The organism is Petrimonas sp. (assembly GCF_963921705.1).
Classification (GTDB): Bacteria; Bacteroidota; Bacteroidia; order Bacteroidales; family Dysgonomonadaceae; genus Petrimonas; species Petrimonas sulfuriphila.
Genome location: NZ_OY997410.1, coordinates 1354147 through 1370559 on the forward strand (window position 1 = coordinate 1354147; position 16413 = coordinate 1370559).

13 protein-coding genes and 5 tRNA genes are annotated in these 16413 nt (G+C 46.0%); all 18 read right to left on the bottom strand.

What is annotated here, in order from left to right; all coding sequences use genetic code 11:
* Positions 1-73: 73 nt before the first annotated feature.
* The 18 genes from rpoC to AACM02_RS05725 all read right to left on the bottom strand — a co-directional run bounded on the left by rpoC (position 74) and on the right by AACM02_RS05725 (position 16310).
* Positions 74-4360 carry a DNA-directed RNA polymerase subunit beta' gene (rpoC, locus tag AACM02_RS05640; RefSeq protein WP_339116325.1) on the bottom strand — a complete coding sequence of 1429 codons (4287 nt, stop codon included), beginning with the start codon at positions 4358-4360 and terminating at the stop codon, positions 74-76.
* A gap of 25 nt (positions 4361-4385) precedes the next feature.
* Positions 4386-8198, bottom strand: a complete 3813-nt coding sequence (gene rpoB / locus AACM02_RS05645; RefSeq protein WP_339116326.1) for a DNA-directed RNA polymerase subunit beta — start codon at positions 8196-8198, stop codon at positions 4386-4388.
* Between the two features lie 97 nt (positions 8199-8295).
* Complete coding sequence (gene rplL / locus AACM02_RS05650) at positions 8296-8673, bottom strand: 50S ribosomal protein L7/L12 (RefSeq protein ID WP_214062091.1); 378 nt, start codon at positions 8671-8673, stop codon at positions 8296-8298.
* A 47-nt stretch (positions 8674-8720) separates the two neighbouring features.
* Positions 8721-9245, bottom strand: coding sequence for a 50S ribosomal protein L10 (gene rplJ, locus AACM02_RS05655; RefSeq protein ID WP_339116327.1), 525 nt, complete (start codon positions 9243-9245; stop codon positions 8721-8723).
* A gap of 21 nt (positions 9246-9266) precedes the next feature.
* Entirely contained in the window at positions 9267-9965 is a 699-nt protein-coding gene (gene rplA, locus AACM02_RS05660; protein WP_214024406.1) for a 50S ribosomal protein L1, read from the bottom strand.
* Between the two features lie 20 nt (positions 9966-9985).
* On the bottom strand, positions 9986-10429 hold the full coding sequence (rplK, locus tag AACM02_RS05665) for a 50S ribosomal protein L11 (RefSeq protein WP_214024407.1): 444 nt from the start codon (positions 10427-10429) through the stop codon (positions 9986-9988).
* Positions 10430-10502: 73 nt separating this feature from the next.
* Complete coding sequence (gene nusG, locus AACM02_RS05670; protein WP_332457328.1) at positions 10503-11045, bottom strand: transcription termination/antitermination protein NusG; 543 nt, start codon at positions 11043-11045, stop codon at positions 10503-10505.
* A gap of 18 nt (positions 11046-11063) precedes the next feature.
* Positions 11064-11255, bottom strand: a complete 192-nt coding sequence (gene secE, locus AACM02_RS05675; RefSeq protein WP_332457327.1) for a preprotein translocase subunit SecE — start codon at positions 11253-11255, stop codon at positions 11064-11066.
* 20 nt (positions 11256-11275) lie between these two features.
* Positions 11276-11348, bottom strand: a tRNA-Trp gene (locus AACM02_RS05680).
* 58 nt (positions 11349-11406) lie between these two features.
* Positions 11407-12594: an elongation factor Tu gene (gene tuf, locus AACM02_RS05685; protein ID WP_339116328.1), complete on the bottom strand. Its 1188-nt coding sequence runs from the start codon at positions 12592-12594 to the stop codon at positions 11407-11409.
* Positions 12595-12706: 112 nt separating this feature from the next.
* Positions 12707-12778, bottom strand: a tRNA-Thr gene (locus AACM02_RS05690).
* Between the two features lie 6 nt (positions 12779-12784).
* A tRNA-Gly gene (locus tag AACM02_RS05695) sits at positions 12785-12857 on the bottom strand.
* Positions 12858-12926: 69 nt separating this feature from the next.
* Positions 12927-13009, bottom strand: a tRNA-Tyr gene (locus AACM02_RS05700).
* A 10-nt stretch (positions 13010-13019) separates the two neighbouring features.
* Positions 13020-13093: transfer RNA gene (locus AACM02_RS05705), tRNA-Thr, on the bottom strand.
* A 107-nt stretch (positions 13094-13200) separates the two neighbouring features.
* The gene (raiA, locus tag AACM02_RS05710; RefSeq protein ID WP_332457325.1) at positions 13201-13497 is read right to left on the bottom strand and encodes a ribosome hibernation-promoting factor, HPF/YfiA family; all 297 of its coding nucleotides are present in this window, start codon (positions 13495-13497) and stop codon (positions 13201-13203) included.
* Positions 13498-13510: 13 nt separating this feature from the next.
* Positions 13511-14401, bottom strand: a complete 891-nt coding sequence (locus tag AACM02_RS05715) for a tyrosine recombinase XerC (RefSeq protein ID WP_339116329.1) — start codon at positions 14399-14401, stop codon at positions 13511-13513.
* 58 nt (positions 14402-14459) lie between these two features.
* On the bottom strand, positions 14460-14651 hold the full coding sequence (gene rpsU / locus AACM02_RS05720; RefSeq protein WP_332457323.1) for a 30S ribosomal protein S21: 192 nt from the start codon (positions 14649-14651) through the stop codon (positions 14460-14462).
* Between the two features lie 240 nt (positions 14652-14891).
* Positions 14892-16310: a sialate O-acetylesterase gene (locus AACM02_RS05725; RefSeq protein ID WP_339116330.1), complete on the bottom strand. Its 1419-nt coding sequence runs from the start codon at positions 16308-16310 to the stop codon at positions 14892-14894.
* Between the last annotated feature and the right edge of the window lie 103 nt (positions 16311-16413).

A 16413-nucleotide genomic window follows, 5' to 3' on the forward strand; every position in this document is an offset into this window, starting at 1 on the left:
TAAACAAAACCCGCAGGTGGTTCGCACCATCCTGCGGGTTTATTTATTTAACAGCGTCGGGATACCTGTCCCGTTATGCCTCTTCTTCTACTTCCTGATACAAGGGCGAACGCCTGTTAGCATTCATCTTATCGAAATCTTCTTTTGAGCCTACAATTATTTTTTCGTACTCCCTCAAGCCGGTTCCGGCCGGAATCAAGTGACCGCAGATAACGTTCTCTTTCAACCCTTCCAGTGTATCTACTTTTCCGTTGATGGCTGCGTCGTTCAGCACCTTGGTGGTTTCCTGGAACGAAGCGGCTGACATGAAGCTGGTGGTTTGCAATGCGGCACGTGTGATACCCTGCAACACCTGATTGGCGGTTGCCGGAATTGCATCGCGGCTTTCAACCAGTTTCAGGTCGCGGCGTTTCAACGAACTGTTCTCATCGCGCAGCTTGCGAACGGTAACAATTTGTCCCGGTTCGAAGATTTGGGAATCTCCCGCATCGATGATCACTTTTTTACCCCAGATGCGGTCGTTCTCTTCCATCATCTCGTGCTTGTCTACCAATTGCTGCTCCAGGAAACGGGTATCACCCGGCTCAACCACTTCTACCTTACGCATCATCTGACGGACAATAACTTCGAAGTGCTTGTCGTTGATCTTTACACCCTGCAAACGGTATACATCCTGTACCTCGTTCACGATATACTCCTGAACTGCAGTAGGACCCATGATCGCCAAAATGTCTGCCGGAGTGATAGCACCGTCGGATAACGGCATGCCGGCACGTACAAAGTCGTTCTCCTGTACAAGTATCTGTTTTGACAGCGGAACAAGGTATTTCTTGATTTCTCCCGTTTTAGACGTGATGGAAATCTCCTGATTACCGCGTTTGATCTTACCGAACGATACTTCACCGTCAATTTCGGAAACGACAGCTGGATTGGAGGGGTTACGCGCTTCGAACAATTCGGTAACGCGAGGAAGACCTCCCGTAATGTCACCCGATTTTCCAATTGCGCGGGGAATTTTTACCAGTACGTCGCCCACTTTGATTTCGTCGTCTTCACCTTTCACGATGTGAGCGCCGAGCGGCAATGTGTACGTACGAAGTACGTCGTCGTCCTGATTCACGATATGGGCCGATGGAGCTTTTGTCTTGTCGCGCGATTCGATAATGACTTTCTCTTTCAATCCGGTTTGTTCGTCCGATTCTACTTTGTAGGTAATACCTTCCAGGAAATTTTCAAACTTGATCTTACCGGTTGCTTCGGAGATAATTACTGCGTTGAAGGGGTCCCATTCGCATATCAGGTCGCCTTTCTTCACTTTGTCGTTATCGTTGAAGTACAACTTGGAGCCGTAGGGAATATTGTGAGACAACAGGACGATCCGGGTGTTGGGGTCAATGATCCGCATTTCCACCAAACGGCTCACTACCACCTTGTAGGTTTTGCCTTCAGCGTCCTGGGTTTCCACAAAACGAAGCTCTTCGAATTCCAGGATACCGTCATACTTGGTGATTATCCTGTTTTCGGCGGCAATGTTGGAAGCGATACCTCCCACGTGGAACGTACGCAGCGTAAGCTGTGTACCCGGTTCCCCGATGGATTGCGCAGCAATAACACCCACAGCTTCTCCTTTTTGCACCATTTGTCCGGTAGCCAGGTTTCTTCCGTAGCATTTTGCACAAACACCGTGGCGGGATTCGCAGGTAAGTACCGAACGGATTTCAACGCGTTCGATGGGTGATTTGTCTATTTTTTCAGCGATCTCTTCCGTAATTTCTTCTCCGGCACTCACCAGTATTTCTCCGGTGGTGGGGTGAGGAACGTCGTGCACGGAAACTCGTCCTAGGATACGTTCGTAAAGCGAAGCAATTACCTCGTCGTTATTCTTGATGTCCGTGGCAACTAATCCGCGAAGGGTGCCGCAGTCCACTTCGTTGATGATGACGTCTTGGGAAACGTCCACCAAACGGCGGGTCAGATAACCGGCGTCGGCCGTCTTCAGTGCGGTATCGGCAAGACCCTTTCGTGCACCGTGAGTGGAGATGAAGTACTCCAATACCGAAAGTCCCTCCTTGAAGTTTGAAAGAATGGGATTTTCGATGATTTGAGCCCCTTCGGCACCGCTTTTTTGCGGTTTAGCCATCAAACCACGCATGCCGGAAAGCTGTCGGATTTGCTCGCGTGAACCACGAGCGCCCGAATCGAGCATCATGTACACGGAGTTGAATCCTTTGTCGTCTTCGGCAAGCTGCTTCATGAGGATATTCGATAACTTGGAGTTGATGTGCGTCCATGTATCGATGATCTGATTGTAGCGCTCGTTGTAGGTGATGAACCCCATGTTGTAGTTGTCCATGATCTGTTCTACCTCGTTGTAACCCTGTTGGATAAGGTCTTCCTTCTCTTTCGGGATAATCACATCTTCAAGATTGAAAGACAATCCGCCCTTGAACGCCATTTTGTACCCCAGGTCCTTGATGTCGTCCAGGTATTGGGCGGTACGCGCCACTCCGCAAGTCTTGATGACCTTTCCGATAATGTCGCGGAGCGATTTTTTCGAGAGCAATTCATTGATGTATCCCACTTCTTTTGGGATATACTCGTTGGTAATCACACGCCCAACGGTGGTTTGGTGCATTTTGCGTACGGGGTCCCCGTTTTCGTCGATATCATCAACCAAAACGTTTACCAGTGCGTGAATATCCACTTTCCCTTCGTTATACGCGATTATGGCTTCTTCTTCACCGTAGAAAGTCATGCCTTCGCCCTGTGCTCCCGGACGTATCTTTGTGATGTAATACAATCCCAATACCATGTCCTGTGAGGGAACGGTAATGGGAGCGCCGTTGGCGGGGTTAAGGATGTTGTGCGAAGCCAACATCAGTACCTGTGCTTCCAGGATAGCTTCATTGCCAAGCGGCAAGTGAACGGCCATCTGGTCACCGTCGAAGTCGGCGTTGAATGCCGTACACGATAGCGGGTGAAGCTGAATGGCTTTCCCTTCGATGAGTTTAGGCTGGAAGGCCTGAATACCCAAACGGTGAAGGGTGGGGGCCCGGTTCAGAAGGACAGGGTGTCCTTTCATCACGTACTCCAGGATATCGTAAACCACAGGTTCTTTCCTGTCAACGATTTTCTTTGCTGATTTTACCGTTTTTACAATACCGCGCTCAATGAGCTTGCGGATGATAAATGGCTTGTAGAGTTCTGCGGCCATGTCTTTGGGTATCCCGCACTCGTGCATCTTAAGCTCGGGTCCGACAACAATAACCGAACGGGCGGAATAGTCCACACGTTTACCGAGCAGGTTCTGACGGAAGCGTCCCTGTTTCCCTTTCAGACTGTCTGAAAGCGATTTCAGCGGACGGTTCGAGTCGGTTTTAATGGCGCTTGATTTGCGGGAGTTGTCGAACAAAGAGTCAACGGCTTCCTGCAACATGCGTTTTTCGTTGCGCAGGATCACGTCGGGCGCTTTAATATCGATCAACCTTTTCAGACGGTTGTTGCGGATAATTACCCGGCGGTAGAGGTCGTTGAGGTCGGAAGTGGCAAAACGTCCACCGTCCAGCGGGACCAACGGGCGTAAGTCGGGCGGAATCACAGGAATCACTTTCATGATCATCCAGTCCGGCTTATTAACGCTTTTGGATCCCCTGAAGGCTTCCACTACCTGAAGTTGTTTCAACGCTTCGTTCTTACGTTGTTGAGAGGTGTCGGTGCTTGCGCGGTGGCGCAGTTGGTTGGCCTGTTTATCCAAGTTGATTCGTTCCAACATGTCCAGGATAGCTTCTGCACCCATCTTGGCAATGAATTTGTTGGGATCGGTATCTTCCAGGAGGTGGTTATCCTTGGGGAGCGTATCCAACAAGTTGAGGTATTCTTCCTCGCTCAGCAAGTCTTTTTCAGCTACTTTGTCTTCAAGTACGCCCGGCTGGATCACCACATACCTTTCGTAATAGATGATAGAGTCCAGTTTTTTGGTAGGAATACCCAGCAGATAACCTATTTTGTTGGGTAATGACCTGAAATACCAGATGTGTGCCACCGGAACTACCAGGTGGATGTGTCCGGTACGCTCACGGCGTACTTTCTTTTCAGTAACTTCAACTCCGCAACGGTCGCAGACAATACCTTTGTAACGGATTCTCTTGTATTTGCCGCAATGGCATTCGTAATCTTTTACGGGGCCGAAAATGCGTTCGCAAAATAAACCGTCGCGCTCCGGTTTGTAGGTGCGGTAGTTGATGGTCTCAGGTTTTAACACTTCGCCGAATGAACTTTCCAGTATTTGTTCGGGAGATGCCAAACTGATGGTTATTTTTGAAAAGCTACTCTTTATTTTATTTTCTTTTCTAAATGCCATATTGTTGTTTTATAAAGAGTTATTATTAATCAAGTTCTACGCTCAATCCCAAGCCTTTAAGCTCGTGAAGCAGTACGTTCAACGATTCGGGGATGCCGGCTTGCGGCATTGCTTCTCCCTTCACGATGGATTCGTAAGCTTTTGAACGTCCGACAACGTCATCGGATTTAACGGTAAGGATTTCCTGCAGGATGTGCGACGCGCCGAAAGCCTCGAGCGCCCAAACCTCCATTTCTCCAAAACGCTGTCCCCCGAACTGGGCTTTCCCGCCGAGGGGTTGCTGCGTGATGAGCGAGTATGGGCCGATGGACCGGGCGTGCATCTTGTCTTCCACCATATGTCCGAGTTTCAACATATAAATGATGCCCACGGTAGCAGGTTGGTCAAAACGTTCGCCTGTTCCTCCGTCGTACAGGTAGGTCTTCCCGTAGCGGGGAATACCGGCTTTGTCTGTCCATTCATTCAGGTCATCTAACGATGCGCCGTCGAAAATGGGTGTTGCAAATTTTACGCCGAGTTCTTTTCCAGCCCATCCGAGCACCGTCTCGAAAATCTGCCCCAGGTTCATACGCGAAGGTACACCCAGCGGGTTCAGCACGATGTCGACCGGAGTTCCGTCGGCAAGGAAAGGCATGTCTTCCGAACGAACAATTTTTGATACGATCCCTTTGTTTCCGTGGCGTCCGGCCATTTTGTCGCCGACCTGGATTTTGCGTTTTTTAGCTACATATACTTTGGCAATCTGCATAATTCCCGAGGGAAGCTCGTCGCCGATGGTCAGGTCGAAACGCTTGCGTTTAAGTTCTGCATCCAGTTCCTTGTGCTTACGCAAGTAGTTGATGACCGTTGTGCGGATCAATTGGTTTTTGTGAGCGTCGGTTGTCCACTTGCTCAATTGAACCGACTGGTAATCGATATCCGAAAGAACCTTCAGGGTGAATTTAGCTCCTTTGGGAACAATATCCATATTGGTGTAATCCTTCACGCCGGCAGACGTCTTGCCTTCGGTAATGTGCAGGAGTTTATCGATAAGCAACTTTCTCAGTTCTTCCATCTTGTTCTCATACTCTTCGTCGAGTTTGGGAAGAAGCGCTTTGTTCGACAACTTGCTTTTGCCTTTCTTAGCGGCTTTTGAGAACAGGTTCGTATTGATAACCACACCCTTAAGTGATGGCGAAGCTTTTAGAGAAGCATCTTTCACGTCGCCTGCCTTGTCGCCAAAGATGGCGCGAAGCAGTTTTTCTTCGGGTGATGGGTCGGATTCCCCTTTCGGAGTAATTTTTCCAATCAGAATATCGCCCGGCTTAACGCGTGCACCCACACGGATAATCCCGTGTTCATCGAGATCCTTGGTGGCCTCTTCACTTACGTTGGGTATGTCGGAAGTAAGTTCCTCCAACCCACGTTTGGTTTCACGCACTTCGAGAGAGAACTCTTCCACGTGAACCGAAGTAAATACATCTTCGCTGACCAGCCTTTCGTTCAAAACAATAGCGTCTTCAAAGTTGTATCCTTTCCAGGGCATGAACGCCACTTTCAGGTTCCGGCCCAAAGCAAGCTCTCCGTTCTCCGTAGCAAAACCTTCGGTCAGGATATCGCCTTTGGAAACTTTTTGTCCCAACTTGCAAATCGGACGCAGGTCGATGGTTGTATTCTGGTTGGTTTTACGGAATTTAGGAATGTCGTAAGTCTTGATAGAATCCTCAAAACTGGCAAACTCTTCCTCCTCCGTCCTGTCGTATTTTATCTTGATGGTGGTGGCATCCACGTAAATGATCTCTCCGTTTCCTTCGGCCATCAATTGTGTACGGGAATCTTTAACCAGCCGACCTTCTATACCGGTGGCGACAATAGGAGCTTCATTTTTAATAAGCGGAACCGCCTGACGCATCATGTTCGACCCCATAAGTGCGCGGTTGGCATCGTCGTGCTCAAGGAACGGTATAAGTGATGCGGCAATAGAAGCGATCTGCATGGGCGAAACGTCCATCAGGTCCACTTCCTCGGGTGTGGCAAGCGGATAGTCAGCTTCGAGCCTCGATTTCACACGCGGTAAAATAAACTCGCCGCTCTCGTTTAACGGAGCGTTTCCTTGTGCAACCACTTTTTCTTCTTCTTCTTCCGCTGAAAGATAAACCACTTCTTCGTTCCGGGTATTAACCACACCGTCTTCAACTTTGCGATAGGGTGTTTCGATAAAGCCCAGGTCGTTGATTTTGGCGTAAACGCAGAGCGAAGAAATAAGGCCGATATTGGGCCCCTCGGGTGTTTCAATCGGACACAGACGTCCATAGTGCGTATAATGCACGTCACGCACTTCAAAACCGGCACGTTCACGTGAGAGGCCGCCGGGGCCTAACGCAGAAAGACGGCGTTTGTTCGTGATCTCTGCCAACGGATTGGTCTGATCCATGAACTGCGACAGCGCATGCGTGCCGAAGAACGTATTGATAACGGAAGAGATGGTTTTTGCATTGATCAGGTCAATGGGGGTGAACACTTCATTGTCACGCACGTTCATCCTTTCACGGATAATGCGCGCCATGCGGTTCAAGCCAACACCGAACTGAGAGTATAGTTGTTCCCCAACGGTACGGACACGCCTGTTGCTCAGGTGATCTATATCGTCCACCACCGCTTTGGAGTTCACGAGCTCGATGAGGTATTTAATAATCTCAATAATGTCTTCTTTCGTTAATACACGAATGCTCTCATCGATATCGAGACCCAGTTTTTTGTTCATTCTGTAGCGCCCCACGTCTCCCAAATCGTACCGTTTCTCGGAGAAGAAAAGGTTGTTGATCACTTCGCGTGCACTGGCATCGTCTGCCGGTTCTGCACTGCGAAGCTGACGGTAAATATGCCGGATGGCGTCAATTTCCGTATTGCTGGGGTCTTTCTGCAGGGTGTTGTATATGATGGAGTAATCGGACGAGTTGGAAGTCTCCTTGTGCAACAGGATGGAGGAGATATCCGCTTCCAGGATGTCATCGATATGCCCCTGGTCGAGAATAGTTTCCCGCTCAATGATTACTTCGTTTCTTTCTATGGAAGTTACTTCGCCGGTGTCTTCGTCCACGAAGTCTTCCATCCACGATTTCAGCACGCGGGCGGCTAGTTTTCTACCAATAACCTTTTTCAGGTTGGCTTTGCTTACTTTCACCTCTTCGGCAAGGTCGAAGATTTCAAGGATATCTTTATCGCTTTCAAAACCTATGGAGCGAAGCAAAGTGGTTACAGGTAATTTCTTTTTTCGGTCGATGTACGCATACATCACGTTGTTGATGTCCGTAGCAAATTCAATCCATGAACCTTTGAACGGTATAATCCGGGCAGAGTAGAGGAGCGTGCCGTTGGCATGTACGCTTTGACCGAAGAATACACCGGGCGAACGGTGTAATTGAGATACGATAACCCGTTCTGCTCCGTTGATGATAAAGGTGCCTTTATCGGTCATGTACGGAATGGTTCCCAGGTAAACGTCCTGAATAACGGGTGCAAAATCTTCGTGATCGGGATCGGTACAATATAAATAAAGTTTGGCCTTCAGCGGAACACTGTAGGTAAGCCCTCTGTCTATGCACTCTTCAATAGTGTAGCGTGGCGGATCGACAAAATAATCTAAAAATTCAAGGACAAAGTTATTACGGGTGTCCGCAATGGGAAAATTTTCCGTGAAAACCTTATACAATCCTTCATTTTTTCTGCTTTCGGGGGGAGCGTCAAGTTGCAAAAAATCCTGAAACGACTTGAGTTGAATTTCCAGAAAATCAGGAAAATCGAGTGGGTTTTTTGTAGACGCAAAATTGATTCGTTGGTTGGTGTTATTTGAAGACATGAGAGTAAGTTTTTGAACCTAATATGTATTGACACAAAAGGTTAAGAATCTTCCGGTAGAAGATTCCTAACCAAATTAACCTGGTTAAAGGCAAATCTTATTTAAGTTCAACTTCTGCTCCTGCCTCTTCAAGTTGTTTTTTCAAAGCGTCAGCTTCGTCTTTTGTTACACCTTTTTTGATTTCGCTGGGAGCGCCGTCAACTAAGTCCTTAGATTCTTTAAGTCCAAGTCCGGTAAGTTCTTTAACTGCTTTAACAACAGCTAGCTTAGCCTGTCCTGCGCTTTTAAGAACAACATCGAAAGATGTTTTTTCTTCCACTGCAGGAGCAGCTTCGGCAGCAGGGCCAGCAGCAACAGCAACAGCTGCAGCAGCGGGTTCAATACCGTACTCTGTTTTTAATATTTCAGCAAGTTCGTTAACTTCTTTTACTGTTAAGTTAACTAATTGTTCAGCAAATGCTTTTAAGTCTGCCATTTTTGTATTTATTAAATTGATTACTAATTCTGTTTGTTGTATGAAAATTAATTTTGCTTTTCCGACAACGTTTTCAACACTCCGTGGAGAATTGTACCGCCGGATTGGAGAGCCGAAATAACATTCTTTGCAGGTGATTGCAGAATGCTGATAACTTCTCCGATAAGTTCTGTTTTGCTCTTGATACTTACAAGGTCTTTCAGCGTATTTGCCCCGATGAAGAAGCTTTCCTGAACATAAGCACCTTTTAATGCAGGAGCTTTTTCCTTGTTTTTGTTGTATTTATCAATGAGCTTAGCAGGAGCATTGGCGTCGTTGGAAAACATGACGGCTGTGTTTCCTTTCAGTATGGGATACAGTTCTTCGTAGTTTCCTTCAAGTTTTTCCAATGCTTTACGCAACAAGGTATTCTTTACCACTAGCAGCTTAATGTCCTGTTTGGAACACTCTCTTCTGAGGATGCTTGTTTTTGCCGCGTTGAGCGTGGCAATATCAGCAAGGTAGAAGTTTTCGTATTCCTGCAGGTTAGCTGCAATCTTCTCTATAATATTGTTTTTATCTTCCTTTTTCATAGATTCTTCTTCTTTATACCATTAGATTTCGTCTACCGATTTACTGTCCACTTTTAATCCCGGACTCATCGTACTTGAAAGATAAATACTTTTAACATAGGTACCTTTTGCTGCCGTCGGTTTCAATTTGATCAACGTTTGAATAAATTCTTTTGCGTTTTCAACAATTTTTTCGGGCTCAAAAGATACTTTTCCAATAGAGGTGTGAATAATACCTGCTTTATCTACTTTAAAGTCGATTTTTCCCTGCTTTACTTCCTGAACAGCCTTAGCTACATCGGGAGTAACGGTTCCGCTCTTGGGATTAGGCATCAGTCCGCGTGGCCCTAAAATACGGCCAAGGGCACCGATCTTACCCATGATCTGCGGCTGTGTGATGATCACATCCACATCAGTCCAACCTCCTTTAATTTTCTCGATATATTCATCAAGTCCCACATGGTCGGCTCCTGCTTCTTTAGCAGCAGCTTCGACTTCGGGAGAACACAATACAAGAACTCTTACTTGTTTACCGGTTCCGTGTGGCAGAGACACAACGCCCCTGACCATCTGGTTAGCTTTTCGCGGATCTACGCCAAGGCGCACATCGATATCTACTGAAGCGTCGAATTTCGTGGTGGTAATTTCTTTCACCAGTTTCGCTGCTTCTTTCAGCGTGTAGGTTTTCCCCGCTTCAATCTTGCTCAAAGCCAACTTTTGATTTTTTGTAAGTTTACCCATGTCTTAATTGAAGTTTATAATTAATTATTGGCGGGAAATTCCCCTTTTACTGAGATACCCATGCTCCGAGCCGTTCCGGCAACCATCTTCATTGCAGATTCGAGTGTGAAGCAGTTTAAGTCGGTCATTTTTTCTTCGGCAATGGTCTTTACCTGTTCCCAGGTAATTTCCGCAACTTTTTTACGGTTAGGTTCTGCCGATCCGCTTTTTTGTTTACTGGCTTCTAACAACTGAATAGCAACGGGTGGTGTTTTAACAATAAAATCAAAAGACTTGTCGGTATAATAAGTGATTACCACAGGCAACACTTTACCGGCTTTGTCTTGAGTTCTGGCATTGAATTGCTTGCAAAACTCCATAATGTTAATCCCTTTGGAACCCAAGGCAGGTCCTACGGGGGGAGATGGGTTTGCAGCTCCTCCTTTGATTTGTAATTTTAGTTGTCCAGCAACTTCTTTAGCCATTTTCTTGATTTTAATAATTACTGTTTTCGAAACACTTGAAGAATTTACAGAATCTGCGTAACCAAATTTCTGATTATTCTTTCTCTACTTGCATATAGCCCAACTCGAGAAGTTGAGCCCGTCCGAAGATTTTAACCATCACTTTGAGTTTCTTTCTCTCATCGTTCACTTCCTCTACCACGCCTGAGAAGCTGCTGAAAGGACCGCTGGTCACTTTCACGTTTTCGCCTACGTAGTATTTTACATCCAACTCATCGCCTGCTTCCTCCAGTTCATCCATTGTACCCAGGATGCGTTTCACTTCAATTTCGCTCAACGGTTGTGGGTTGGTGGTGTTGGGAAGAAATCCGGCAACATAGTTGATGTTCTTAAGCTGGTGAATGACTTCTCCCACCAGTTCAGCCTCAATAAGTACATATCCGGGAAGATAAGCGCGTTCTTTCATCACTTTCTTTCCGTTACGTACAGTATAAGTCTTCTCTGTTGGGATGAGAACTTGTGAAACGTACTTTCCTAAATCGGTTTTTTTAATTTCTGACTCAAGATATTCTTTGACCTTATTCTCTTTTCCACTAACGGAACGCAAAACGTACCATTTCTTTTCGCTTTCAGCCATTTCTTCTCAATTCAGAATTTACAAAATACCGTAAAGAAATTTAACTATCCACTCAAAGGCAGAGTCCATGCCGAATACGATTAAAGCGATGATGACGGAAGCTATCATCACAATTATTGTACTCCCGGCTAATTCTTTGCTGGATGGCCAAGATACTTTATGAACGAGTTCGTTATAAGCATCTTTAATATATGCAACTATTTTTTTCATTGATTATTCGGATCGTTTTGCACGGGTCGAGAGACTCGAACTCCCGACACCTGGTTTTGGAGACCAGTGCTCTACCAACTGAGCTAGACCCGTAAAATACAACCCCTCCAAGCTCCTCTGATGAGGAGGCTTTTGGGAGTTGTAAAGCTTTTTAGTCTAATAAAGCAGTAATTTGTCCTGAACCTACCGTACGTCCACCTTCGCGGATAGCAAAGCGAAGACCTTCTGAGCAAGCTACCGGATAAATCAATTTCACATCAATTTCCAAGTTGTCGCCCGGCATAACCATTTCTATGCCTTCGGGTAACTCAATCTCTCCTGTTACGTCCAGGGTACGGATGTAGAATTGAGGACGGTATTTGTTGTGGAACGGTGTGTGGCGACCGCCTTCTTCTTTCTTCAGGATATAAACAGTAGCCTTGAAGTGATCGTGAGGTTTCACTGACCCCGGTTTAGCAATAACCATACCGCGTTTAATTTCATCTTTATCGATGCCGCGGAGCAACAACCCTACGTTATCACCGGCTTCACCTCTGTCAAGGATCTTGCGGAACATTTCAACTCCGGTAACCACTGATTTTCTGCCTTCTGCACCCAACCCTATGATCTGAACTTCGTCACTGGTATTGATAACACCGGTTTCGATACGGCCTGTAGCCACAGTTCCACGACCGGTGATGGAGAACACGTCTTCCACCGGCATAAGGAATGGTTTGTCAATATCGCGGGGAGGCAATTGAATCCAGTTATCTACTGCATCCATCAGCTCCATGATTTTATCTTCCCATTTCGGATTGCCGTTCAAACCACCAAGAGCAGAACCTTGAATAACGGGTGTATTGTCTCCGTCAAAATCATAGAACGAAAGTAATTCGCGCATTTCCATTTCCACCAGTTCCAACATTTCAGGGTCGTCAACCAGGTCTACTTTGTTCATGAAAACAACCAGTCTGGGAACGTTTACCTGACGCGCCAACAAGATGTGCTCGCGAGTTTGGGGCATAGGACCGTCTGTTGCAGCTACAACGATGATGGCTCCGTCCATTTGAGCAGCGCCGGTAACCATGTTTTTAACATAGTCGGCGTGACCGGGACAGTCAACGTGCGCGTAGTGGCGGTTTGCTGTTTGGTATTCAACGTGCGATGTGTTGATGGTGATACCTCTTTCCTTTTCTTCGGGTGCGTTGTCGATAGAATCGAACGAGCGCAATTCTGAAAGGCCTTTTTTGGCTAAAACGGTAGTAATAGCGGCTGTCAAGGTGGTTTTGCCGTGGTCAACGTGACCGATGGTCCCGATGTTAACATGCGGTTTCGACCTGTCAAATTTTTCTTTTGCCATAAAATATACTATTAATTAGTTTAATAAAATGTTGAATTTTCTATCTTGTACGTTTTAAAGTAGCTAAAATAAGATGCCAGACCCTCAGCACCTTCATTTTTTTCGTTCCATGAGCCGATGGCGGGAATTGAACCCGCGACCTCTTCCTTACCAAGGAAGTGCTCTACCCCTGAGCTACATAGGCGGTGAGAGCGGAAGACGGGACTCAAACCCGCGACCCTCAGCTTGGAAGGCTAATGCTCTATCGACTGAGCTACTTCCGCAACATTCAATTTACAATGTATAATCAAGAATGCATAATAAGTCTGCATTTTGCATTGTCAATTGTTTTGTGGGCAGTGATGGATTCGAACCACCGAAGGCGTAAGCCAGCTGAGTTACAGTCAGCCCCATTTGGCCACTCTGGTAACTGCCCTAAAGTTTTGAGCCTCTTGTCGGATTCGAACCAACGACCCCGAGATTACAAATCACGTGCTCTGGCCAGCTGAGCTAAAGAGGCTTATTATCTTATAATTAACCGTTCCCCTCCAAAAATAAGAGAGAAACGGTCGCAAAGGTAGTGATATTTTTTGGATAACCAAAACTTTCAAATGATTTTTTCTTCGATTATCTGTCCTTTTTCTCTTTTGTTTTTAGAATCTGTTTTTCCAATGCTTCGGCGCATAAATCAATGGCCTCTTCAAACGTGTCAGCGACTTTGCTGGCAAAGGCTTCTCCGTTTTTCAAGTTGATTTTTACAGATGCTTCCTTGTTCTTTGCAGTCTCTGGTTTGATTACTTTTAGGAGCACTTCGGTTTGAATGATGTTGTCGCTGAATTTTTCGAGCTTTTTGATCTTTTTCTCAACAAAGGTCTTCAGTTGTTCTGTCGCTTCGAAATTGATAGACTGAATACGTAATTCCATAATCTTTCCTCCTCTAATTTTTTGCTCTGGGATGAGCGTTATGATAGACTTTTTTTAGTTCTTCGAAGGTTACGTGTGTGTAAACTTCGGTAGATGCCAGACTCGAGTGGCCCAGCAGTTCCTTGACGGCATTTATTTCGGCACCGTTGTTAAGCATCTCGGTAGCGAAAGAGTGCCGCAACACGTGCGGGCTTCTTTTCGATAAGGTAGGAATGCTGTCGAGATGTTTTCGAACGATGTTGTAAATCATTTTGGGATACATGGGGTTTCCGTCTTTTTTAACAAACAGGTGTGGCGATTTGTTTTCTATTTCCCGATCCCTTGATTGTATATATTTTTTCAGTTTTTCAACGGTGTCGTCCGAAAGAGGGATGATGCGCTGCTTATTCCTTTTTCCGGTGACGCGAAGTGTTTTGGCATAGTTGTCTACGTCTGAGTTTTTTATACCGATGAGTTCTGATTTTCGCATACCGGTCACATAGAACAGCTCAATAATAAACCGGTCGCGTTGCCCTTCAAAATTATCGGGATATGCACATTCATCGTCGATAACCCGGGTCAACTCTTCATGATGAACAAAAGCAGGTAGTTTTTTTGGCGTTTTTGGACCTCTTATTTTTTCGGCGGGATTTCCGTTGGTGGCCCCGATCTTATTCAGGTAGTTAAAGAAGGTTTTTACTGCACTCAGTTTTCGGTTTGCCGACCGGGGTTTAATGCCTTCTTCTACCAGGTGGGCTATCCAGAGCCGGACAAGGTCGCTGTCGATTTGTTTCGGATCGAACTCTCCACACTCCTCCTCAATAAATTGCTGGAATTGCGTGAGGTCTGTCAAATAAGAAATCTCCGTATGAGAGGAATAATTTTTCTCATTACGGAGATGCTGTATCCATTTTTCCTTCCACATATCGTAACTCAGCCGGTTTGATATGCGAAGTTAGGAAATTTTTTTTTAATTGTGAAAATTAATCTTCGTTTTCTTGCATTTTTTGTACGTAAACGGCGTGTTGTTTTTTCTTGCGTTTTACAACTGAAGGTTTGGCAAAAGCCTGGCGTCCGCGAAGTTCTTTCACAACGCCTGTTCTTTCGTATTTACGTTTAAATTTTTTCAAGGCCCTTTCGATGTTTTCGCCTTCTTTTAATTGTACGATGATCATGTTTTTGTTTTTTTTGAGATTATTGTTTTTTGAAAAATTATACACAAATATATGCATATGTGTAATTGTCGCGGGCTAAGAGCACGTTTGCCCCGACGAGTGAAATAAATGGTTTTTTATTCTATACTGTTTTATTTCCGAGCGTTACAATAACCTCCCTTCTGTTTTGCGGGTGCAAAGATATAAAATAAAAATTTAACTGTCAATGCTATGGGCATCTATTTATATTTTTTTTACCAGTTACCAGTTGTCGGTACGGAAAGAAGAAAGGGGGAGGTTGCCTTCGACCGTAAAGATTTCTGTTGCCTCGGTATCGTTAAAGCAGTAACGGACGGCTACTGGCTTTTCTACGTTCGGAGAGAATACAAAAATCCGGTTTCCGGCAATGGCCGCTTTGGCCGGATGGAACCATTTGTTATCTCCGGCAACCTGAAACTGTAGGATCTCTTTCCCGTGCGAAGTGAGTCCCGGGCTCGAAGGAATGTCCATCGTGAGAATGGCTACGCGCCCTTCCATGGTTACGGATTGAACTTCCGGACTGCGGTAATGTATCTTGTCCATATCGTATGTTTTCGCCAATGCCCAAAGCGCCATGCGTTCGCCGGCTATTTTCTTCTTGGGGGGATGAATACAGGCGGGGCTGTCCGAATCCATCAGAACGGCCATTCCCGTGTTGGGTGTGGTTTTCATCCCTTTAGCCTGTGCTTCGCGAATAAAGCCGGAATTAAGTCCACCTCCGTAGTTGTAGGGAGCAATTTGGCAGTAATAAAACGGAAATTCACCCACTTGCCAAATCGTACGCCATTCGCGTACCATCTTGTCAAACAGCTCCACGTATCTGTCCGGTTCACCCCGGTTGGATTCGCCCTGATACCAGATAGCACCGCGGATACCGTATCCCACTATGGGGTGCAGCATTCCGTTATACAATACGGTGGGTGTCCCGTTTTGGGACTTTATGTCGGCATCGGTTGCGGGTATCTGAACATTTGGAATCACGCTTTTAATGGAAGAGGGGGTCATCCAGGCTTCGATGCGCGAACCACCCCAGCTGGTGTGGATCAGTCCGACAGGAACATCCAGCGCCTGATTCAGCAAGCGGCCGAAGTAATAGCCTGTCGCCGTGAAATCAGGTGTTGTCTCCGGTCCCGCTATTTCCCAAGTACCTTCACCGTCGGCCTGAGGGGCTGACTTGGAAGCCTTTTTCATGGTGAAGCATCGGATGCCGGGATTCCGGGAGGTGGCAATCGCTTCCGGCCCTCCCTCGATCGGTTGGTTTCCAAATCCTTTCATTGGCATCTCCATGTTGGATTGTCCAGAACAAATCCATACTTCCCCGATCAGGATATTATTCAACGTAATTGCTTTTCCGTCGCTTATGGTGATGGTATAGGGTGTATAGCCTGCTGCTGGTGTCTTTACCTTCAGCTTCCAATACCCTTGTCCGTCACTTTTTGCCGAATAGCTTTTATTGTTCCAGGAGGTGGTTACCCGTACGGAGGTGTTTGCTTTTGCCCAACCCCAGATCGCAGCCTCCGATTGTTGCTGCAATACCATATTATCACCAAAAATGACAGGCATCCTGATCTCCGCGTTCAATGAGAACAGGGCGGAAGAAAGGAATAAAATAACAAATACTCGTTTTGTAATTTTTTTCATGACACGTGAATAATGTTTCTTTATTAAATTGTTGGCAAAAATAGTCATTTTTTTTAAAATTACCGTTTGAATGGATATCTGGTGGATAAATTCACAATCATAT

Excerpts from the sequence above, each read along its gene's own strand:
- rpsU (WP_332457323.1), bottom strand. The coding sequence starts at position 14,651 with ATGATCATCGTACAATTAAAAGAAGGCGAAAACATCGAAAGGGCCTTG.
- rplA (WP_214024406.1), bottom strand. The coding sequence starts at position 9,965 with ATGGGTAAACTTACAAAAAATCAAAAGTTGGCTTTGAGCAAGATTGAA.
- rpoC (WP_339116325.1), bottom strand. The coding sequence starts at position 4,360 with ATGGCATTTAGAAAAGAAAATAAAATAAAGAGTAGCTTTTCAAAAATA.
- rplJ (WP_339116327.1), bottom strand. The coding sequence starts at position 9,245 with ATGAAAAAGGAAGATAAAAACAATATTATAGAGAAGATTGCAGCTAAC.
- AACM02_RS05715 (WP_339116329.1), bottom strand. The coding sequence starts at position 14,401 with ATGTGGAAGGAAAAATGGATACAGCATCTCCGTAATGAGAAAAATTAT.
- raiA (WP_332457325.1), bottom strand. The coding sequence starts at position 13,497 with ATGGAATTACGTATTCAGTCTATCAATTTCGAAGCGACAGAACAACTG.
- tuf (WP_339116328.1), bottom strand. The coding sequence starts at position 12,594 with ATGGCAAAAGAAAAATTTGACAGGTCGAAACCGCATGTTAACATCGGG.
- nusG (WP_332457328.1), bottom strand. The coding sequence starts at position 11,045 with ATGGCTGAAAGCGAAAAGAAATGGTACGTTTTGCGTTCCGTTAGTGGA.
- AACM02_RS05725 (WP_339116330.1), bottom strand. The coding sequence starts at position 16,310 with ATGAAAAAAATTACAAAACGAGTATTTGTTATTTTATTCCTTTCTTCC.
- rpoB (WP_339116326.1), bottom strand. The coding sequence starts at position 8,198 with ATGTCTTCAAATAACACCAACCAACGAATCAATTTTGCGTCTACAAAA.
- rplK (WP_214024407.1), bottom strand. The coding sequence starts at position 10,429 with ATGGCTAAAGAAGTTGCTGGACAACTAAAATTACAAATCAAAGGAGGA.
- secE (WP_332457327.1), bottom strand. The coding sequence starts at position 11,255 with ATGAAAAAAATAGTTGCATATATTAAAGATGCTTATAACGAACTCGTT.
- rplL (WP_214062091.1), bottom strand. The coding sequence starts at position 8,673 with ATGGCAGACTTAAAAGCATTTGCTGAACAATTAGTTAACTTAACAGTA.